Annotated in this window: 17 protein-coding genes, 2 tRNA genes and 1 riboswitch; of the genes, 12 read left to right on the top strand and 7 right to left on the bottom strand. The window is 48.0% G+C overall.

From position 1 onward, the window contains the following. Positions 1-55: 55 nt before the first annotated feature. Positions 56-586 (bottom strand): divergent PAP2 family protein, encoded by a 531-nt coding sequence (locus I8U23_RS10895; protein WP_049719679.1) that lies wholly within the window; start codon positions 584-586, stop codon positions 56-58. Positions 587-767: 181 nt separating this feature from the next. Here I8U23_RS10895 and I8U23_RS10890 point away from each other — a divergent pair, with 181 nt between their 5' ends. From I8U23_RS10890 to I8U23_RS10880, 3 genes are all read left to right on the top strand, one after another. Next, positions 768-1,010 carry a hypothetical protein gene (locus I8U23_RS10890; protein ID WP_037997417.1) on the top strand — a complete coding sequence of 81 codons (243 nt, stop codon included), beginning with the start codon at positions 768-770 and terminating at the stop codon, positions 1,008-1,010. 116 nt (positions 1,011-1,126) lie between these two features. Continuing rightward, positions 1,127-1,212 (top strand) — tRNA-Leu (locus I8U23_RS10885). A gap of 5 nt (positions 1,213-1,217) precedes the next feature. Beyond that, positions 1,218-1,307 (top strand) — tRNA-Leu (locus I8U23_RS10880). Between the two features lie 107 nt (positions 1,308-1,414). Here the strand turns inward: I8U23_RS10880 and I8U23_RS10875 are convergent. After that, positions 1,415-1,732 carry a hypothetical protein gene (locus I8U23_RS10875; RefSeq protein WP_037998441.1) on the bottom strand — a complete coding sequence of 106 codons (318 nt, stop codon included), beginning with the start codon at positions 1,730-1,732 and terminating at the stop codon, positions 1,415-1,417. A 509-nt stretch (positions 1,733-2,241) separates the two neighbouring features. On the opposite strand from I8U23_RS10875, the gene I8U23_RS10870 reads away from it, so the two are divergent. Then, on the top strand, positions 2,242-2,817 hold the full coding sequence (locus I8U23_RS10870) for a hypothetical protein (RefSeq protein ID WP_198051046.1): 576 nt from the start codon (positions 2,242-2,244) through the stop codon (positions 2,815-2,817). 83 nt (positions 2,818-2,900) lie between these two features. Beyond that, the gene (locus I8U23_RS10865; RefSeq protein WP_049719682.1) at positions 2,901-3,461 is read left to right on the top strand and encodes a CAP domain-containing protein; all 561 of its coding nucleotides are present in this window, start codon (positions 2,901-2,903) and stop codon (positions 3,459-3,461) included. Between the two features lie 41 nt (positions 3,462-3,502). Here I8U23_RS10865 and I8U23_RS10860 read toward each other — a convergent pair whose 3' ends face one another. Together I8U23_RS10860 and exaC are read right to left on the bottom strand one after the other, a co-directional pair. After that, entirely contained in the window at positions 3,503-3,868 is a 366-nt protein-coding gene (locus tag I8U23_RS10860) for a DUF779 domain-containing protein (protein WP_037997583.1), read from the bottom strand. Positions 3,869-3,879: 11 nt separating this feature from the next. After that, positions 3,880-5,412, bottom strand: coding sequence for an acetaldehyde dehydrogenase ExaC (gene exaC / locus I8U23_RS10855; protein ID WP_049719683.1), 1,533 nt, complete (start codon positions 5,410-5,412; stop codon positions 3,880-3,882). Between the two features lie 223 nt (positions 5,413-5,635). On the opposite strand from exaC, the gene I8U23_RS10850 reads away from it, so the two are divergent. Beyond that, the gene (locus tag I8U23_RS10850; RefSeq protein WP_198051045.1) at positions 5,636-9,949 is read left to right on the top strand and encodes a PolC-type DNA polymerase III; all 4,314 of its coding nucleotides are present in this window, start codon (positions 5,636-5,638) and stop codon (positions 9,947-9,949) included. A 41-nt stretch (positions 9,950-9,990) separates the two neighbouring features. Here I8U23_RS10850 and I8U23_RS10845 read toward each other — a convergent pair whose 3' ends face one another. The 3 genes from I8U23_RS10845 to I8U23_RS10835 form a co-directional block, all read right to left on the bottom strand. Continuing rightward, positions 9,991-10,536, bottom strand: a complete 546-nt coding sequence (locus I8U23_RS10845; protein WP_037997588.1) for a DJ-1/PfpI family protein — start codon at positions 10,534-10,536, stop codon at positions 9,991-9,993. A 100-nt stretch (positions 10,537-10,636) separates the two neighbouring features. Beyond that, entirely contained in the window at positions 10,637-11,119 is a 483-nt protein-coding gene (locus I8U23_RS10840) for a TVP38/TMEM64 family protein (RefSeq protein WP_037997591.1), read from the bottom strand. 88 nt (positions 11,120-11,207) lie between these two features. Further along, complete coding sequence (locus I8U23_RS10835; protein ID WP_037997593.1) at positions 11,208-11,606, bottom strand: DUF1259 domain-containing protein; 399 nt, start codon at positions 11,604-11,606, stop codon at positions 11,208-11,210. A 389-nt stretch (positions 11,607-11,995) separates the two neighbouring features. Then, positions 11,996-12,108, top strand: a riboswitch (SAM riboswitch). Between the two features lie 77 nt (positions 12,109-12,185). Here I8U23_RS10835 and I8U23_RS10830 point away from each other — a divergent pair. From I8U23_RS10830 to I8U23_RS10805, 6 genes are all read left to right on the top strand, one after another. Beyond that, on the top strand, positions 12,186-13,475 hold the full coding sequence (locus I8U23_RS10830) for a homocysteine synthase (protein ID WP_037995193.1): 1,290 nt from the start codon (positions 12,186-12,188) through the stop codon (positions 13,473-13,475). Between the two features lie 206 nt (positions 13,476-13,681). Further along, positions 13,682-15,136 carry a PTS mannitol transporter subunit IIBC gene (locus I8U23_RS10825; protein WP_037995194.1) on the top strand — a complete coding sequence of 485 codons (1,455 nt, stop codon included), beginning with the start codon at positions 13,682-13,684 and terminating at the stop codon, positions 15,134-15,136. A 60-nt stretch (positions 15,137-15,196) separates the two neighbouring features. Then, complete coding sequence (locus I8U23_RS10820; protein ID WP_037995196.1) at positions 15,197-17,320, top strand: BglG family transcription antiterminator; 2,124 nt, start codon at positions 15,197-15,199, stop codon at positions 17,318-17,320. A 1-nt stretch (position 17,321) separates the two neighbouring features. Beyond that, positions 17,322-17,747 carry a PTS mannitol transporter subunit IIA gene (locus I8U23_RS10815; protein ID WP_049719685.1) on the top strand — a complete coding sequence of 142 codons (426 nt, stop codon included), beginning with the start codon at positions 17,322-17,324 and terminating at the stop codon, positions 17,745-17,747. 13 nt (positions 17,748-17,760) lie between these two features. Then, positions 17,761-18,909 carry a mannitol-1-phosphate 5-dehydrogenase gene (locus I8U23_RS10810; protein ID WP_198051044.1) on the top strand — a complete coding sequence of 383 codons (1,149 nt, stop codon included), beginning with the start codon at positions 17,761-17,763 and terminating at the stop codon, positions 18,907-18,909. 858 nt (positions 18,910-19,767) lie between these two features. Then, entirely contained in the window at positions 19,768-19,965 is a 198-nt protein-coding gene (locus tag I8U23_RS10805) for a hypothetical protein (RefSeq protein ID WP_131470854.1), read from the top strand. The last annotated feature ends 20 nt before the right edge of the window (positions 19,966-19,985 follow it).

Genomic DNA, 19,985 nt, shown 5'->3' with positions numbered 1-19,985 from the left:
GCATTGCGCTTCTTCAGAATGATGAAGCGGGCATTGCTTGAATGTCCCGCTTCACTTAATACCAGAGAAAGTACATCGCAACAGAAACCAATATGCCTAACCAGGCACCGGTAAAGACTTCGATGGGTTGGTGGCCCAGGATTTCTTTCAAGCGGATCCGCGTTTCCGAGGTCGGCTTTTCTTTGATGTTCCTGAGTTCCTTCAACAGTAATGCGAAGTCGTCAGCCAACTGGTTGAGAGCCTGGGCATGCATGCCGGCCTGTCGGCGGACACCGGTGGCATCGTACATCACAATGATTCCAATGACAGTTGCAATGGCAAAGGCGGAAGAATCCCATCCTTCCGTGATTCCCAGGGAGGTTGCCAGCGCGGTCACAGCGGAAGTGTGTGAGCTGGGCATGCCCCCGGAGCTGACCATCCAGTTCCAATCCCAATGATGCGTGATAAAAAAATTCCAAGGGACTTTTAACAGTTGTGCCAAGATAATGGCAGCGAGAGATGCCCAAAGAGGAAAATTGGCCATAAGTTCAGCCGGTATCAATGCCTGGTCATCCTTTCCGTTCGGTGTCGGTTCTATTTTATCCATGCGTTGTTTCCGAATCCTTTGTGAAACTATTTTATTATATCTCATTAAGAGACGATTTTTAAATGATTCTTGGCAAATTGTTGCAGGAAAAGCCTGAGTGTTTTTCGAAGGATTAATATGAAAAATGAAAAACGCACTTCACTTATTGTCTCCAAAAAACGTTTCATTAAGGAGTTTTTTTATGAGGGACTATTTACCGGATCCGTTGCCAGTCAGCCATCGTTTGCAATGCCGGGAGTGCCGGGAACAGTTTAAAACATTACATTCGGAGCCGCTCGAAGAGAAAATGGTGTGTCCGTCCTGCGGATGGTCCGGGACATTATCTGAGTGGATGACGGAAGAAGCCGTCCTTCATGAACTTGCTCTGGCACGCAAAAAATTGGAAAAAGTTTTTTTCAAGATGAAAAGCTCCCATAAAAGCTGATGATGACTGGTTTTTAACCGGTTCTTTGTTTTTACCTGTTTAAAAAAATCGTTGACATTTATTCTTGTTGCTGATATGATATTTTTTGTCGATTCGATAATGAATTTTCATCTCAAGCCGAAGTGGCGGAATTGGCAGACGCGCACGACTCAAAATCGTGTTCCTTTATGGAGTGTGGGTTCGACTCCCACCTTCGGCACCAAGCATGCTGGGGTGGCGGAATTGGCAGACGCACAGGACTTAAAATCCTGCGGTGGGTGTACCACCGTGTCGGTTCGAGTCCGACCCTCAGCACCAAAGTGTGAATCGGCCCGTTAAAAAAGCTCCGCTTGAACAAGCGGAGCTTTTTGCGTGGTTTGACCGGTAATGAAAGATGCCCCGTGAATAGCGGGGCATCTTTCATGTTATGAACTGAGAAGAGGAGTGGATGAAGAAGATTGGTCTTCCAACCGCAGGACCTCTTCTTTGTCCGGAAGTTCATAAACTTCCTCCAATACATGTTTTAACACCAAATAGGCGGAGTAAGGCTTTTCCAGATAGTTTTCGGTAAAAAAACGTTTTGTGTCGGGACAGAAGATAAACGCTTTTAACTCTTCCAGTTCCTCAATTCTTTTTTGAATCACTTCCAAGACTTCGGGGCAGTCGCTGAATAATTCTCCTTCTTTCCACGTCAAAGTGATATGTTCATATAACCATCCTTTGATGGTAAATTGACGTGACATGTTGTACCACCTCCACGGGTGACAAATCAAAGACCTGCTTTTTTTATACGTCGTACGGCCGGAAAATCCTGCCGCTCCATCGTATCCGCAAACATTCGAAAATTTTGACCGGGGGTGCCTGGCGACTGAAGCCGGAAACGGAAAAAACAGGTTTCAAATGATCAGGAAGAACAAATCTCCGATATTTTATCTGCCATTTTTTCTTTTTAATATCTCAATATTTGAATGTTTCGCATTTGCTTGTGGTTTTTATCCGCTCCTGTTGGTTTCCCGTTTCTTTCCCATCCCTCCCTTGTGTGTCCCGGCGCCCGGGATGATTGCGTTTTTCCCCGTCAGGCGGGCTGGTATGGATCCGGTTGAAATCACCTTTGTTTGAAGAAAAGAAAGGTAGTAGATCCATACTTGATCAATTAATATAAAAATAATTATAATCTTTGTATGATTGTTTTTGAATTAAAATATATAGGTTCTTGATTTTTGAACACTAGAAAACAGGGTGAAGCCGGATCATGTTAAATGAACAACATCATCGCCAGTTACAAATGATTGCTTCCTATTTGCCAAGTATTCAATTTGATTGGGATAAGGAGCAAATGGTTCATTCATTTTCAGTACTTGCCGAACTCTTGGATTATCGCATGATGTGGGAAAAGGAAGAAGGTGTGTGTTTTTGCAATCATTTGGACGGATATCCCCGTATTCTTTTGGAAAAAAAGGAAGGGCGCATTCAATCTGTATGGCTGGATATTGATACATACCGGGAAATGGATGAGATCCTGAAGGATCAAAGTGAAGACCGGATGAACGAATTAACCATGGAAATGTTGAGGAGTTTGGACGTTGTTGTGCGCTTTTTGTCAACCAATTGGGGAGCTCCTTTTTTTTATGGGGAATTTTGGGATCCGCAATTTCCGCGTGACCAGTATGTCAGCATCCGGATGGCATTGTGGAAAGTGCAAGATGCCCACATTGCCGTGCAAGTGGAACATCAGGACCGGGAATACCCCATCAGCCTGAACATGCTGATCACTCCTGAACAAGAATTGAGTTCGCACCGGTTTGATGCATTGATGAAACGGAAATGAAACTCCTTTCCAATATTCTACAATTTTATTGCTTCGGATTTATGTTAGACTGTGAAGCAAGTTGAAGGGAAAGGGGATGTAGCATGAGTTTTCAATTGATTCTTGCCGGATTGACGGCACTGTTGTCCACTGTTTCCGGTTTGGGGTTTTTGGAAATCCAAAATCAAGCCGATCCAAAGGTGACACCGCAACAACAGGAGGCAGTAAGTGAAACGCAACCGTCTTCTGCGGCGGCAACCGATGATCAAGATGCAGAGATCCTTCCCATTGAAAAAGAGGTTTTGGCCTTGGTGAATCAGGAACGGGAGAAGCACGGCTTGAACCCGTTGCAACTGGATGCCGCGGTTTCCAGAGCAGCGGACATGAAATCCAAGGACATGAGGGATCATCACTATTTTGACCATCAATCCCCGACTTATGGTTCTCCTTTTGAAATGATGAAACAACAAGGCATTGATTTTAAAGCGGCCGGAGAAAATATTGCGGCGGGACAAAAAACGGCGGAAGAAGTGATGGACGGCTGGATGAACAGTGAAGGACACCGGGCCAATATCTTGAATCCTGATTTTACCCATATTGGAATCGGTTATGTTCAAGGTGGAGATTACGGCACTTATTGGACACAATTGTTTATTCAAAAATAAAGAGGCGAAGTGAACCCCCTGCATGGGCAGGGGGTTTTCGTTTAAAGGAATCCCAATTGTTTTTGCTCTTCTTCGGTAAACAAACGGGAACGAATGATAAACCGGATCCCGAGCGGGATTTCCAAGGAGAAAGACGCTCCGCGGCCTTTGGTGACATCGATGGTCAGGTGGGTGTGTTTCCAGTATTCATATTGGGCCCGTGACATATAAAAAGGGCAACCGGCCACATCCCCGAGGTAAATATCGTTGGCTCCGACCCGGAATGTTCCCGCTTTGAAACACATTGGAGAAGATCCGTCACAACAACCACCGCTTTGGTGAAACATTAAATCGCCATGTTCTTTTCGCAAAGCCTCAATCACTTTGGCTGCTTCTTCGGTCACAGACACCCGCTCCACTTTTTTCATCCGTGTTCACCTTAAAACAATCCGGTGGGGTTTTGATCGTAGGAAATCAGCATGTTTTTGGTTTGCTGGTAGTGTTCCAGCATCATTTTGTGGGTTTCCCGCCCGATCCCGGATTGTTTGTATCCGCCAAAGGCAGCATGTGCAGGGTAGACATGGTAACAGTTCACCCACACGCGGCCGGCTTCAATTTTCCGGGCGATCTGGTAAGCTTGATGAACGTCTCGGGTCCACAATCCGGCTCCCAAGCCATAGAGCGTGTCATTGGCGATTTCCAACAGTTCCTGTTCATCTTTAAATGTTGTGACGGAGACAACCGGTCCGAAAATCTCTTCTTGGAAAATGCGCATTTTGTTGTTTCCGACAAAGACGGTCGGCTCAATATAAAAGCCGTCCGGATATTTCGGATTGTCATACGGTTTTCCGCCGGTCAGGCATTGCGCTCCCTCTTCACGCCCCAATTCGAGATAGCTTAGGATTTTTTGGAATTGATCCGAAGAAGCTTGCGCCCCCATCATCGTTTCCGGATGCAGGGGATCCCCCAGTTTGATTTTGCTCACCCGTTCGAGGGCCCGTTCCATGAATTCTTCATAGATCGATTCCTGAATCAGTGCACGGGACGGACAGGTACAGACTTCCCCCTGGTTTAACGCGAACATGGTAAATCCTTCGATGGCTTTTTCCAGGAAGCTATCATCTTGCCGCATGACGCTTTCCGTAAAAATATTGGGAGATTTTCCGCCTAACTCCAGCGTGACCGGAATGATGTTTTCAGAAGCATATTGCATAATCAACCGGCCCGTGGTGGTTTCACCGGTGAAAGCGATTTTTCCGATACGCGGAGAGGTGGCGAGCGCCTGGCCGGCCTCGGGGCCGAAACCGTTTACAATATTGAGGACACCGGGTGGAAGCAAATCTTGAATGATCTCGGCAAATAACAGGACGGTGACAGGCGTTTGTTCAGCAGGTTTCAGTACGACACAGTTTCCTGCCGCCAGTGCCGGTGCCAGTTTCCATGCGGCCATCAACAAGGGGAAGTTCCAGGGGATGATTTGTCCGACCACACCGATCGGTTCCTTGATGTGAACCGAAAGCGTTTTGGCGTCAATTTCGGAAACGCTGCCTTCTTCTCCGCGGATGACACCGGCGAAATACCGGAAATGGTCAACGGCAAGCGGGATGTCTGCCGCCAGTGCTTCGCGGATGGGTTTTCCGTTGTCCCATGTTTCCGAAAGTGCCAGTTTTTCTTTGTTGGCTTCAATCCGGTCGGCAATTTCAAGGAGGATTTTACTTCGCTTGGCAGGCGGGGTGTTGGCCCATTTTTCCTTGGCTTGGTGCGCTTTGTCCAAAGCCAGTTCGATATCTTCTTTTTGTGAACGCGGAACTTTGGTAAACACCTTGCCGTCGACCGGTGACGGATTGTCAAAATACTCGCCGTTTACCGGAGGAACCCACTCGCCGCCGATAAAGTTTTCATAACGGGGTTTAAAGTGAAGCAGGCTGCCTTCCGTGTTGGGGGCTTTGTAACAGGAAAGTTTGACGCTCATGGCCTCATCCTCCTTATTTTTTCGAAAAATATAAATGTTCCATATATAAATTTCTTGAAAGATAATTTGATTCCTGCCTGACCGCAGGGTTTTATCCTTTTAAAACGGCCTTACAAAAATCGCCTCTTTCTCTCTTTGTATATGTTCGATACAATAAGTAAATGACTCGAATCATTCCGATGTGGTATGGGAAGAGAAACCAAGTATTTGGAGGTCTTTAGCAATGAAGGGGAGGCAAGCACTGGTTAACCTGTTCCATGAAGCCGAATTGCCGGAAGAATGGCTGAATCATGCCTTTCGGGATGGTGTGATTAAAGAGGTGCAAGTCCGTCTCCAAGACAGAACATGGAATATTCACCTTCATTTGGTGGAGCCGATGAATGCGGAGTTATGGCAGGATTTTCAGATGCGCGTGAAAAAACATTTTCAGCCGTGGGTCCGGGTGAATATGTACTTTACCTACGACCGCTTGCAACATGAAATCGTTTTGCAAAAATATAAATATTTTATCCAAAAATGTTTGCAAGAACAGGTCACACCCGCCGCCGCCACTTGGTTCGGACAGGCTGAATGGCAGGTGGAAGGGGACCGGATCGTTGTCATCTTCCCCAACCCGGCTGTTTTGAAAATGGCCAAACAACGGGAAACAGACCGCTACATCATGAAGTATTACGAACGCATCACCGGAACCAAACTCCCCGTCATTTTATCAGCAAAAGAAACCGAACCGGAGCAGGCCGCCGAACAATTCCGCGAGCAGAAAATCCAAGAGGAAAAGACCTTGATGCAAAAAGCGTTGGCCGAACAAAAAGAGCGGGCCAAGAAACAGAAAGAAAAGAGCGGGCATCCGGAGGAACCGGTTGTAAGCAAAAAATTGGGCTACAGCATCAAGGGAGAACCGGTGAAAATCAAAGACATTGTCGAAGAAGAGCGGAATGTGGTCATCAAAGGCAAAGTGTTTAAAAGCGAGTTGAAAGAGTTAAAAAGCGGTCGGAAGTTGTTAACCTTCAATTTGACCGACTTTACCGATTCCATTTCGTGCAAAGTGTTTGCCCGTGACAAGGAGCAAGCCGCCGTTTTGGCCATGATCCGGGACGGTGATTGGTTAAAAGTGCGCGGAAGTGTTCAATATGACACGTTTTCCCGCGAACTGGTCGTGATGGTGAACAGCTTGGAAGAAACCGAACCCGATTCGTTTGCGCGCCGGGATACGGCGGCAGAAAAACGGGTTGAGCTTCATTTGCACACTTCCATGTCGGCGATGGACGGGATTGCCAGTGCGGGGAAAATGATTCAAAGAGCGGCGGAATGGGGTCATCCCGCCGTGGCGATTACCGACCATGCCGTTGCGCAAGCCTATCCGGAAGCATACAAAGCGGCCGGCGAACATGGCATCAAAGTGATTTACGGAGTGGAAGCCAATATCGTTGACGATGGCATTCCCATTGTGATGAATGAAGCTGAGATGGATTTGCTCGAGGGTACATATGTCGTCTTCGACGTGGAGACCACCGGGTTGTCCGCCGTTCACGATGTCATTATCGAACTGGCAGCAGTCAAGATGAAAGACGGAAAAATCATCGATAAATTTTCCTCCTTTGCCAACCCTCACCGCTCGTTGTCCAAACATATTGTCGAGCTGACGCATATCACCGACGACATGTTGAAAGACGCACCGGAAGTGGATGATGTGGTGGCGGATTTTCTTGAGTTTATCGAAGGAACCGTACTGGTGGCGCACAATGCGCGATTTGACATGGGATTTTTGCAGGAAGCGGTGAAACGGATCGGCAAGGAGCCGGTGAAAAATCCGGTGCTGGACACCCTGGAACTGGCACGGATGTTATTCCCCGAGATGCGGAACCACCGCTTGAACACACTGTCGGATAAGCTCGGTATCAAACTGGAACAGCACCACCGGGCGATCTATGATGCGGAAGCCACCGGCCATGTGATGTGGAAAATGTTGCAAATCGCGGTTGAGAAAAAGAAGATCACCCATTTGCACATGTTGAATGAAAACCGGGGGGAACGGGATTTAAAAAGGGTTCGCCCTTTCCATGCCATTTTGCTTGTGCAAAACCAGGAAGGGATGAAAAACCTGTACAAGCTTATCTCGATGTCCCATTTAAAATATTTTTACCGGGTGCCGCGCATTCCCCGCAGCGAACTCGTCAAGCACCGGAACGGCCTTTTGGTCGGATCGGGCTGTGAACGCGGAGAATTATATGAAGCGGCGTTAAACAAGTCGCCTTCCGAAGTGGAAGAAATCGCGCGTTTTTATGATTACTTGGAAATCCAACCGGTGGAGTACAACATGCATCTGGTGGAAAAAGGCTTGGTGGAAAATGAAGAGCGGTTGCGGCAAGCGAATCAATTGATTGTCGAGATCGGTGAGAAGCTGGGCAAACCGGTGGTTGCCACTTCTAACGCCCATTATTTGGATGAACAGGATGCCATCTTCCGCGAAATCATCGCCGCAAACCAAACCGGCGCGAAACCGCAAGGGCCTTTGCCGAAAGCGCATTTTCGGACGACGGACGAGATGTTGCGGGAATTTCAATATTTGGGCGAGAAAAAATGCAAAGAAGTGGTGGTGGATCATCCCCGGGCGATTGCGGAGCAGATTGAAGTGGTCAAGCCGTTCCCGGATGAAACGTACACGCCCCATTTGGAAGGAGCCGAAGAAGAGTTAAAAAGGATTTGTTACCAAACGGCTCACGAATGGTACGGGGAAGAGTTGCCGGAAATCGTGAAGAACCGGTTGGAACGGGAATTGAACTCCATTATCAAACACGGATTCAGTGTGCTGTACATGATTTCGCAAAAAATCGTCAGCAAATCGCTGGAAGACGGATACTTGGTCGGTTCACGGGGATCGGTCGGTTCTTCGGTCGTTGCTTGTTTGAGCTATATTTCCGAAGTGAATCCGTTGCCTCCCCATTATCGTTGCAAAAAGTGCAAGTACAGCGAGTTTATTACCGACGGTTCTTATGAAAGCGGGTTTGACCTGCCTGACAAAAAATGTCCCCGGTGCGGGGAAGATCTGTGGAAAGACGGGCATGACATCCCGTTTGAGACGTTTCTTGGCTTTGAAGGGGACAAAGCGCCCGATATCGATTTGAACTTTGATGGAGAATATCAATTGCGCTCGCACCAGTACACCGAGGAACTTTTTGGGAAAGAGTACATTTATCGTGCGGGAAGCATCAACACGGTGAAAGAAAAGACCGCGTTTGGTTATGTGAAAAAGTATGCGGAACAACATAATTTGAATTTGCGGCGTGCCGAAATTGAGCGCCTGGCGCAAGGTTGCGTCGGGGTGAAAAGGTCCACCGGGCAACATCCCGGAGGGTTGATGGTGGTGCCGCAGGAACGGGAAGTCTATGATTTCACGCCCATTCAGCACCCGGCGGATGACACCAAATCCGGGGTGATCACGACCCACTTTGATTACAAAGCCATCTCCGGGAAGATTTTGAAGCTGGATTTGCTCGGGCATACGGGACCCACCATCCAGCGTCTGTTGCATAAACTGACCGGTGTGGATCCCACCAAGGTTCCGCTCGGGGATCCCAAGGTGATTGAACTGTTCCGCAGCACCAAAAGCATCGGTGTCCGGCCCGAAGACATTAACGGAATTGAACATGGTACGTTGGGGATTCCGGAATTTGGAACCTATTTTGCGCGTGGGATTTTGCAAGATGCCAAACCCAGTTGTTTCAGTGAATTGGTTCGTGTGTCCGGGCTGTCGCACGGGACGGACGTCTGGCAGGGCAATGTGCAGGATTTGATCAATGACGGCGTTTGTACGATTTCGGAGGCCATCTGTTGCCGTGATGATATCATGTTGTATCTGATCCGCATGGGATTGCCGTCCAAAGCGGCGTTTAAGATCATGGAAAAAGTGAGAAAAGGAAAAGGGGTTACTGAAGAAGAGGAAGCCTTGATGAAAGAGCATGGCGTGCCGGATTGGTACATTGAATGCTGCCGGAAGATCAAATACATGTTCCCGCGTGCGCATGCCGCGGCCTATGTGACGGCGGCGGTCCGCATCGGGTGGTTTAAAGTGTATCATCCGGAAGCTTTTTATGCGGCATTGTTCAGCACCCGCGTCAATGAATTTGACATTGAGCTGGTTTTAAAAGGATATGATGCGGTCAAACGGAAACTGAACGAGATCAACGAGATGGGCTTCCAGGCATCGGCGAAAGACAAAGCCATGGCGGCCACCTTGGAATTGGTGATGGAAATGTATGCACGGGGAATTGAATTTGCGCCCGTGGACTTGTACCAGTCGGATGCCGTCAAGTTTTGGCTGGATGACCAAAAACGCCTCATCCCTCCCTTTGCTTCGATTTCCGGAGTCGGGGAGAGTGCGGCGCAAAACATCGTCCAAGCCCGGGAGCAAGGAGAGTTTTTGTCGATTGAGGATTTGCAAAAGCGGGCCCGTTTGTCCAGCACGGTGATCGAAGTGCTGGAGCGGCTGGGTTGTTTGAAGGGGCTTCCGGAAAGCAACCAGTTGGCTTTGTTTTAAAAAAGGAGCCGGGGAAAAACCGGCTCCTTTTTTGATCAAAATTATTTTAATTTCTTTAAAAACTCCCGCATAAATCCGGGGAGATCCGGCCAAGCATGAGCCGATACCAAGTTGTTGTCCACATGAAGCTCTTTGTTGACGTACTCTGCTCCTGCGCTTTCCACTTCCGGTTTGCAAGTGGTGAATGCCGTCATCGAACGGTTTTTGACGGATTCCGGAATCACGCTGAACACCAGTGCGGCATGGCAAATGGCCCCCACCGGTTTGTTGTTTTCGAAGAAATGGCTGACCAGTGCAGGGATTTCTTTTTCCATGCGGATGTATTCCGGAGCCCGTCCCCCGGGAATGATCAAGCCGTCATAATCAGCCGGATTGATTTCGGAAAATGATGCATGGGAGTCAATGCCGTATGCCAGTTTTTCCGTGAATGTTTCCATGTCCACAAAATCATGGCAAACCGTTTGCAATTTCTTTTTATTCGGGGACGCGATGGTGACCTCGTGTCCTTCTTCCAGCAACCGGTAATAGGGATAGAAAATCTCCAGGGCTTCCACGGCATCACCGGTCAAAATCAACACTTTTGCCATAAAAAATCCCTCCATCTTGTTATTACAAGTTACTTACTATTTTCTCGTACATTATTTATTTTAACCCAAAAGGATCTGTATGTAAAAATTTTTCTTTCCCTTAAAAAAGTTGAATCCATTGGATGAACCCATACCCGGCTCCGGTTTCCAAGGCGATGGATGGAATTTTGCCCAAGGCGGTGGAACTTGAGAAGATGAAAAAGCGGGTTTCTGCCCATACGGCAAAAAGGTTTACGGCCCCTGTCGGAATCCAGGGCACCAGCCGGGCAGTAACAAGCAGGGTCCATTGCCGCCATTGCGGCTGTGCATGGATGGACTCCAGCCAATGCCAGCGGTTTCGGTATTTTCGGGGAAGCATGCGCACGCCCCGCTGATAAAGCACAAAGGCAAGCATAGCTCCCAAAACTTCCGCGGTCCAGGACAGGACCCCGCCCCACCAAGCTCCCCAAAGCCAGACGTTTGTTGCCGTCATAAAGATCGAGGGGAGAAAGCCGGTCAGGTTGACGAGCGTATTGATCAAAAGGCTGACTGGAATGGCCCAAATGCCGAGTTCCAGCAAAATGTTTCTCCACATTTCTTCCATGCAACGTTCTCCCTTGCTTCAGATTAAGTTTATTATACCGGGAGTTTTTAAAAACCACCCGGCTTCCGGGTGGTTTTTAAAGAAATCATCATCTTTTCAATACCCTCAAGGCGGCGGCAACTTTTCTGGCAAAAGTGATCGGATTTTCGACGGATTCAAAATGAATGTAAAATAAACGGGGGTTTTCAAACAACCAGTGGTTGTGAAGAGCGGTTACAATAATTCCCCGTTTACGCAATTCGGAGATGAACGGATTAATCTCTCTTTGTAAAATCACCGTTTCTCCCAAATTGAGCGCGCGGCCTTGGCGGTCAAGGCTTTCAAAACTGAAGAAGGTGGGAAGAACCAGCGGAGAACGGGACCGTTTCCCCAAAATGGTGACGGGGATGTTCCGGAATTTTTGAATAAAACAAACCCCGTTTATGGTGCTTGGCTGGCCGTTGACAATTCGTGCGAATTGACGGCATAAGCGCTCAAGCGCTGACATAAAATCACCTCCGCGTTTTTCAAATCGCTATAACATATGTATGAAGGATCCGGACGAAAGGGCCAGTACCCAAGGAATCAAAGCTTAAATGCAAAAAGAGGCGTTTTGGAAAAGAGGTTGTTTTTTTGTCTTAAAAATTGAATAATCCGTGACAAAAAAACTTTTTTCGTACAAAAAGACCATAATTTAGGAAGACCGTCCGAATAAATCATCAGATGGACTCCCGATTAAATCTCTTCGAATCCCCATTCGAACCGGGTTTATATCTGGCCAGGGCAATTGCCCTGGTTTTTTAATGGGTTTTTTGAGAAAAATCATTGACGATGGTCCTTTCCAGTCATTATAATAGAGTCAATTCAATAAAATAATACTATTCTTATCAGATTTTGCTCTTATCCAGAGAGGCTGAGGGACTGGCCCAATGACGCCCGGCAACCCCGGATAAAGATCCGGAAGGTGCCAATTCCTGTAGAAATCCTTTGGGATTTCTAGAAGATAGGAGAGACTTCGATGAGTGATCAAGCCTCTTCTCTGGATCAGAGAAGAGGCTTTTTTACAACAAAAGGGGGAAAAAGGCCAATGAGTGAATCCACGAACTATCGAAGCGAAACCATTGCCGTACACGGAGGACAGGTGCCGGACCCGGTCACGAAATCGAGAGCCGTGCCGATTTACCAAACGACCTCTTATGTGTTTGACAATACGGAACATGCTGCCAATTTGTTCGCGTTGAAAGAAACGGGAAATATTTATACCCGCATCATGAATCCCACCCAGGATGTTTTTGAAAAACGGGTGGCGGAACTGGAAGGCGGAGTCGGAGCGTTGGCAACCAGCTCCGGGCAGGCAGCCATCACTTATGCCATTTTGAACATTGCCAAAGCCGGAGATGAAATCGTCGCTTCCAGTGCGTTATATGGAGGAACTTATAATCTCTTTTACCATACTCTTCCCAAAATAGGGATTCGCGTGAAATTTGTGGATCAATCGGATCCGGAAAACTTCCGGAAAGCGATCACCGACCGGACCAAAGCCATTTTTGCCGAAACCATCGGAAATCCCCAATTGGATGTGCTGGATTTTGAAGCGGTTTCGAAAGTGGCTCACGACCACGGAATTCCGCTTATTGTGGACAATACTTTTGCTTCCCCGTATTTGTGCCGTCCTTTTGAGCACGGGGCCGACATTGTCGTTCACTCGGCCACCAAATTCATCGGGGGACATGGAAACAGCATCGGCGGAGTTATTGTGGATTCCGGAAAATTTGACTGGACCAACGGCAAGTTCCCGGATTTCACGGAGCCCGATCCGAGTTATCACGGAGTGGTGTACAGCGAAGCGCTCGGACCGCTTGCATACATCACCAAAGCGCGGGTGCAGCTTTTGCGTGACACCGGAGCGGCGATTTCCCCGTTTAACGCCTTTTTGTTGTTGCAAGGGTTGGAAACATTGCATCTGCGGATGGAACGGCACAGTGAGAATTCACTGGAAGTTGCAAAATATCTGGAAAAACATGAGTCGGTTGAATGGGTCAATCACCCGGGGCTTCCGAACCACCGGTCTTATGAACTGGCTCAAAAATATCTCCCCAAAGGCCAAGGGGCGATTTTTACTTTCGGCATCAAAGGCGGATTGGAAGCCGGCAAGAAGTTCATTGAAAGCCTGGAACTCTTTTCACATCTGGCCAATGTCGGCGATTCCAAGTCCCTGGTGATCCACCCGGCCAGCACCACGCACCAACAATTGACGGAAGAAGCGCAAAGAAGCGCAGGAGTGACTCCGGATCTGGTCCGTTTGTCCGTTGGAATTGAGTCGGTGGATGATATTATTGCCGATCTGGATCAGGCCTTGAGAAAAAGCCAGCTATAACTGTTAAATCGAATCCCTTCACCCGTCAACCCCTTTCTATTTTTTATGGAAAGGGGTTTTGTTTATTTTAATAATGTCAACAATTAGGAGGACAAAATAGGATTTTCTATAAATTGAACCAGCTTGGATCGCCGTCTTATGATAAAAGTAACGAGATGTTCACAAAATATAAATATATATTCCCAAAAGAGAAAGGAGAGAGGAACATGGCGGAATCGGGTCAGGCAAATCCCGGAGTCAAAATGAAGGTACAACGTTTCGGGAGTTTTTTAAGCGGAATGATTATGCCTAATATCGGCGCCTTCATTGCCTGGGGATTGATCACGGCTTTATTTATTCCTTCCGGATGGTTCCCGAATGAGGATTTGGCCAAACTGGTCGACCCCATGATCCAATATCTGCTTCCGGTTTTAATCGGATACACCGCCGGAAAAATGATCTACGATGTCAGAGGAGGTGTGGTGGGAGCCACGGCCACCATGGGCGTCATCGTCGGATCCGGTATTCCCATGTTTTTGGGAGCGATGGTGATGGGACCGCTTGGCGGTTATTGCATCAAAAAATGGGATCAATTGGTCGAAGGAAAAGTGAAACAAGGGTTTGAAATGCTTGTGAACAACTTTTCCGCCGGGATCATCGCAGGAATTTTAACCATCCTCGGCTATAAAGCCATCGGCCCGGTGGTATTGTTGTTGAACAGCACACTGGCGGCGGGGGTTCAAGCCATCATCGATGCGCATTTGTTGCCGCTTGCCAGTTTGTTTGTGGAGCCGGCAAAAGTCCTGTTTTTGAATAATGCCATTAACCATGGAATTTTAAGTCCGATCGGGATTGAACAAGTTACTGAGTCCGGAAAATCGATCTTGTTCTTGTTGGAAACCAACCCGGGTCCCGGACTTGGAATTTTGCTTGCTTATATGTTGTTTGGCAAAGGAACGGCCAGACAATCCGCGCCGGGTGCGGCAATCATTCATTTCTTCGGGGGAATTCATGAAATTTATTTCCCTTATATTTTGATGAAACCCTTCCTTTTGGTTGCGGCCATTGCCGGCGGAGCCACCGGCGTCTTCACCTTCTTGATGACCGGCGCCGGATTGATCGCAGTGCCGTCACCGGGAAGCATTTTCACCTTGGTGGCCATGACGCCGAAAGGGAACTATGTCGGTGTTTTGGCGGGAGTCATCGCGGCGACGCTTGTTTCTTTCCTTATCGCATCGTTGATTTTGAAAACATCCAAACAAAGCGGTGAAGACTTGGACAAAGCTGTTGAAAAAACCAGTGAATTAAAAGGGAAAGAAGGCAGAGCGGCCGAGCTGCTGAAAAAAGAAGAAAAACCGGCAGACGAAGAGCCGAAAGCCGAGACGGTTGAGTACGGCAAAGTGAAAAAAATTATTTTTGCCTGTGATGCAGGAATGGGCTCCAGCGCCATGGGGGCATCCATTTTGAGAAACAAAGTGCAAAAAGCAGGCTTGGATCTGTCTGTGACCAACACATCGATCAACAACCTGCCGGATGATGCCGACATTGTGGTGACACACAAAGACCTGACGGACCGGGCCAAAGCCAAGGTCCCCCATGCTCATCATATTTCCGTGGACAACTTTTTGAGCAGTCCGAAATACGATGAACTCGTGGAAGAATTGAAAAAGGCCAAAGAATAACGGGAAAGCACGGCTTGTCCGAAGCTTTCCGGGCGATGTCGTTTTAATGGAGTGGACAAGATGTATATCACTGCAAGGGAAAGGTTGATTTTAAAACGTTTGTTATCCACCCGGGTGGATAATTTGACCACGAAGCAACTGGCGGAAGAACTGGATGTCAGTGTCCGCACCATCCACCGGGATTTGAAAGGGATTGAACAATTGCTTCAAAAGTATGACCTGGAACTGGTCAAAAAGCCGGGAGTCGGCATTCAGCTGTCCGGTGCAGCCGGCCAAATGGAGGCATTGAAACAGGATCTGTTCCGGCAATCCCGCCGGGAGTATACGCCGGAAGAACGGAGAATCCTGATTTTATGCACGCTTTTGGAAGCAAAAGAACCCGTGAAACTGATTTCGCTGGCAAGTGAACTGGACGTCACCATGGCAACCGTCAGCCATGACCTGACCAAGCTGGAAAGCGGGCTTGAAAAGTTTGATTTGTCGTTGATTCGAAAACGCGGATACGGGGTTGAAATTGTCGGAAGCGAGTCGGCCAAGCGGCGGGCCATGAGCAACCTGATTGCCGAAAATATTGATGAAGTCCAGTTCTTATCCCTGATCCGCGAAAACATTCAAAACAAGACAAAAAAAACGTCTGAATCCCTTTCCGGAAGATTGCTGGGGTTGGTTGAAAAGCGAAAGCTCATCCTGGTGGAAAAAGTGGTTGAAGAAATCAGCAAACAATTGCCTTATTCTCTTGCGGACAGTGCCTACATCGGTTTGGTTGTCCACTTGGCGCTGGCGATCGAACGCATTATGCAGGGGGAAAACATTGAAATGGATCCCGTTCATCTGAACCGGTTGAAAAACACGCCGGAGTATGCGTTCGCCCGGCAATTGATCGCCCGGTTGCAAACGGTGTTCCGCCTGTCGATCCCCGAAGCGGAAGTCGGCTATATCACCATGCATCTGCAAGGGGCCCGGCTTAGACACGATCAGGAATACCGGATCGAGGAAGAGGATTATCCCGTTCTGCTTTGGACCAAAAAGCTGATCCGGTTTGTGGAAGAAGAGCTGAATTGCCGCTTGTCGGATCAAACATCACTGGTTCAGGGGCTGATTTCTCATTTGAAGCCGGCCCTCACCCGCATCCGGCGAAATATGAAAATCACCAACCCCATGTTGCCCAAAATCATGGAAGATTACAGGGATTTGTTTGCGGTCGTCAAAAAAGGGATGGCGGCCGTCTTCCCTGATGTTTCCGTTCCGGATGAAGAAATCGGATACCTCGTGATGCATTTCGGTTCGGCATTGCTCAACAAACAAGATCAGGATTTGCATGCGCTCATTATTTGTTCCAGCGGGATTGGCACATCCAAAATGCTGGAAACCCGGATCCGGCAGGAGATTCCTGAGATCAAAAATTTGACCAACCGGTCGGTTTTTGAAATCGATCAGGAGGACCCGGAGGCGTTTGACCTCATCATTTCCACCATCCAACTGCCTTATTTCCAAGAGAATTATCTGGTGGTCAGTCCCATTTTGACCCGCGATGAAGTGGAAAAGATCCGGGCCTGTATCCGGGAAAAAAGGCGCAAAAAGAGACAGGGCTTCAAACCTTCTTCCGGGCGTCCGGATCCGGCCCCTTCCCAAAAGCTGGAACAAACCGTCTCCAACATGCAAAAGATCCATCAGTATTCGGGGGGGATCGCCACCATCCTCCAAGGGTTCCAATGTTTTGTTGCGGAAGAGGCCGGATCTGTCCCGGAAGCCTTGGAAGCAGCCTGTTTGCGATTGCGGGATGAAGGGGTGATCCAAAGGGTGGCGCCGGTGGTGGAAGCTTTATTAAAGCGGGAGGAAAAAGGGGGATTGGGAATTCCCGGGACACGGCTCGCACTTTTCCACACACGGAGCAAACAGGTGGTTCGCCCCTCCTTTACGGTTTGTTTTCTGAAGCAGCCGTTTGTGATGAAGGGCATGGATCAATCGGACATCCGTGCCGATACGTTGCTGTTGTTGTTGGCGCCGGAGAAGGTTTCCGGTCCGGTGTTGGAAGTCTTGAGTTTCATCAGTTCCCTGTTTATTGAAAATGATGAGGGGATTGCCTTGTTTCAGTCGGGAGACCGCCAGGCAATTTCCGCTTACCTCGCTAAACGGTTTGAACGATTCTTTGAAGAGAAATTAAAAGAAACAAGGAGTGTTTGACATGGCATCATCGATCTTATCTCCGGAAAACATCCGTTTCAATGCAAGCGTGGACAGCAAAGAGGAAGCGATCCGCTTAACGGGCCAATTGTTGGTGGAAAGAGGTTACGTCAAACCGGCTTATGTGGATACCATGCTGGAGAGGGAAAAATTGACTTCGACGTATATGGGCAATTATGTTGCGATTCCCCATGGAACGGAAGAAGGCAAGGAAAATGTTATCGAATCCGGCATTGTGATCGTACAGGTTCCTGACGGCGTGGACTTTGGCGACGGCAACATCGTCAAACTTTTGATCGGAATTGCCGCAAAAGGCGATGAGCACTTGGATATTTTATCCAAGATCGCCTTGGTGGTTGCCGAGGAGGAAAACGTGCATCAAATTGTTCAAGCGGAAACAGCCGAAGAAATCATGAAATTCTTTTAAGAGGTGGACACACATGCTGGCAGTACATTTTGGAGCTGGAAATATCGGACGCGGATTTATCGGCAGCCTGCTTCACCAAACGGGATATGAGGTTTGTTTTGTGGATGTGAACAGGGAGATAGTGGATTTGATCAACGAACGGAAAAGCTATTCCATCGGGTTGGCCGATGATTCCAATGAAGAAATCATCGTCAAAAATGTTTACGCCATTCACAGCGGAGACCATCCGGAGCAAGTGATGTCGGCCATTGCCGGTGCGGATCTGGTCACCACGGCGGTCGGTCCCAATGTCTTGCCGCTGATTGCCGGACTGATTGCCGAAGGGTTGAAACAGCGGATGGCAACCGGAACCAAGCCCTTGAATGTCATTGCTTGTGAAAACATGATTGGCGGCAGCGCCCTGCTAAAAAAAGAAGTTTATTCCAAACTGGATGAAGAAGAAAGAGAAAAGGCTGATGAAATGGTCGGTTTCCCCAATGCGGCGGTGGACCGGATTGTTCCCAACCAGTCCCATGCGGATCCGTTAAAAGTGGTGGTGGAACCCTTTTATGAGTGGGCGGTGGACCGTTCACAAGTGGTGGGAGAACTTCGAGTGGCCGGCATGACCTTGGTGGATGATTTAATGCCGTATATTGAACGAAAGCTGTACACCGTCAACACCGGCCATGCCGTGGCCGCATACTTCGGCTACCAAGCCGGTTACCAAACCATTGATGAAGCCATGGCGGATCCAAAGATCCAAAGCCTGGTGAAAAACACTTTGCAGGAAACCGGAAAACTGTTGGTTGAAAAGCACGGGTTCAACCCAGAGGAACATCAAAAATACATCGACACCATCATCCGGCGTTTTGTCAACCCGCATATTTCTGATGACGTGACCCGGGTGGGCCGTTCCCCCATACGGAAACTGGGACCCCAAGACCGTCTGGTCAGTCCGGCTGCCCAATATATCACGTATCTGAAGGAGCAGCCGGTTTCACTGGCCAAAGGCATTGCCGCTGCCCTGCGGTATGATTACCAGGAAGATCCCGAGGCCGTTCAAATTCAGGAAAGCATCCGGCAAAAGGGATTGGAGAACACCATTTATGAGATCACACAAATCCCGCCCGAAAGCGACCTCATGAAACGGATTGTCGGGGAATATTCCCATTTTGCGCTTTAAAGAAAAAACCGGAGCTTTGTCTGCTCCGGTTTTTTTGGAAGCGATCTTGATGAAGCCCATCATTTTATTTAAAATAAAATTAAAAATATTCTATTTAATCAAAATAAAACATCGATTTGTGTATTGAATGAATCCAGTTGCAATGATTACTCAGAAAAAAGGCAAACCGTTGGTGTAAACGACCCGTTTTTCCAATGTCACAGGGTTGCAATTCGATTCTTTTTCCGTTCAAACGGATCCATTTACTCACCGAGAGGGAGTTGGAAAATGCAAAAAGAGGTTCATATGATCATTTACGTTATTCTGGTTCTGTTGACAATTGCCCTTTTTTCTGAAATTTTTTCGAACTCATGACCGGATCAAAAGCGAAATCCGGAGGAAGAATCGATGGAAAAACGCCGCACCATTGGCAGTGGCCGGCAATTTTCATGGTGAGCCAAACGGAAATGGCAAGTGCAAACCCAACCCCGTCTGTCATTCTGGGGGACGGGGTTTTTTATTTGTGTAAAGCATCCCGTGAACATTCCGGGAAGCCAAAGAAGTCCGTAAAAAAAGCGAACTTCATGATTTTTAACAAAAACGGCTTATCTTTTTGTAAAATAGAATAAATCAGTCTCTTGTGAAATAGCTGAATAGAGTTAAAAAAGGAGGTGTGCAGGCTACGGGATGATTAATCAATTATCGGCGTACGGATCGATTTTACCGACAGAACAGAAAAAACGGGCGCAGACACAATTTTTTCCGTAACGGGGAACATGCGAAAATTGATCCTTCCGGGGTTGGCAGCCCTTTTTTTTTATGATGGCGGCCGGCTTTCCCATTTCGTTTGCCGAAAGCGGAGGTTTTGAGGTCCCGAAGGTGGATGACCATTTTGAGGAAGTGAAACCGGGTCCGGGCCCGGCGGATGAGCAACCGGTCTCACAGGAAGTGAAGAAAGAGAGCCCTTCTTCCGAAAAATCGGGTAATCCGATTGGTAAAGCGTGGAATTGGTTTAAGGGAAAAGTAAAGGGAGTTTGGGAAGGAACAAAGGAATTTTTGGGGGACTTATGGGACTGATTCACCGGAGTTTGTGCCAA

Source organism: Thermoactinomyces sp. CICC 10735, assembly GCF_016055175.1.
In the GTDB taxonomy this organism is placed as follows: Bacteria; Bacillota; Bacilli; order Thermoactinomycetales; family Thermoactinomycetaceae; genus Thermoactinomyces; species Thermoactinomyces vulgaris.
Note: the sequence above shows the minus strand (reverse complement) of the source record. Positions and strands in the feature narration are given on the sequence as shown.

Excerpts from the sequence above, each read along its gene's own strand:
- I8U23_RS10860 (WP_037997583.1), bottom strand. The coding sequence starts at position 3,868 with ATGAAAAAAGTGGAGCGGGTGTCTGTGACCGAAGAAGCAGCCAAAGTG.
- I8U23_RS10825 (WP_037995194.1), top strand. The coding sequence starts at position 13,682 with ATGGCGGAATCGGGTCAGGCAAATCCCGGAGTCAAAATGAAGGTACAA.
- I8U23_RS10890 (WP_037997417.1), top strand. The coding sequence starts at position 768 with ATGAGGGACTATTTACCGGATCCGTTGCCAGTCAGCCATCGTTTGCAA.
- I8U23_RS10870 (WP_198051046.1), top strand. The coding sequence starts at position 2,242 with ATGTTAAATGAACAACATCATCGCCAGTTACAAATGATTGCTTCCTAT.
- I8U23_RS10865 (WP_049719682.1), top strand. The coding sequence starts at position 2,901 with ATGAGTTTTCAATTGATTCTTGCCGGATTGACGGCACTGTTGTCCACT.
- I8U23_RS10815 (WP_049719685.1), top strand. The coding sequence starts at position 17,322 with ATGGCATCATCGATCTTATCTCCGGAAAACATCCGTTTCAATGCAAGC.
- I8U23_RS10835 (WP_037997593.1), bottom strand. The coding sequence starts at position 11,606 with ATGTCAGCGCTTGAGCGCTTATGCCGTCAATTCGCACGAATTGTCAAC.
- I8U23_RS10850 (WP_198051045.1), top strand. The coding sequence starts at position 5,636 with ATGAAGGGGAGGCAAGCACTGGTTAACCTGTTCCATGAAGCCGAATTG.
- I8U23_RS10830 (WP_037995193.1), top strand. The coding sequence starts at position 12,186 with ATGAGTGAATCCACGAACTATCGAAGCGAAACCATTGCCGTACACGGA.
- exaC (WP_049719683.1), bottom strand. The coding sequence starts at position 5,412 with ATGAGCGTCAAACTTTCCTGTTACAAAGCCCCCAACACGGAAGGCAGC.
- I8U23_RS10895 (WP_049719679.1), bottom strand. The coding sequence starts at position 586 with ATGGATAAAATAGAACCGACACCGAACGGAAAGGATGACCAGGCATTG.
- I8U23_RS10810 (WP_198051044.1), top strand. The coding sequence starts at position 17,761 with ATGCTGGCAGTACATTTTGGAGCTGGAAATATCGGACGCGGATTTATC.
- I8U23_RS10820 (WP_037995196.1), top strand. The coding sequence starts at position 15,197 with ATGTATATCACTGCAAGGGAAAGGTTGATTTTAAAACGTTTGTTATCC.
- I8U23_RS10840 (WP_037997591.1), bottom strand. The coding sequence starts at position 11,119 with ATGGAAGAAATGTGGAGAAACATTTTGCTGGAACTCGGCATTTGGGCC.
- I8U23_RS10875 (WP_037998441.1), bottom strand. The coding sequence starts at position 1,732 with ATGTCACGTCAATTTACCATCAAAGGATGGTTATATGAACATATCACT.
- I8U23_RS10845 (WP_037997588.1), bottom strand. The coding sequence starts at position 10,536 with ATGGCAAAAGTGTTGATTTTGACCGGTGATGCCGTGGAAGCCCTGGAG.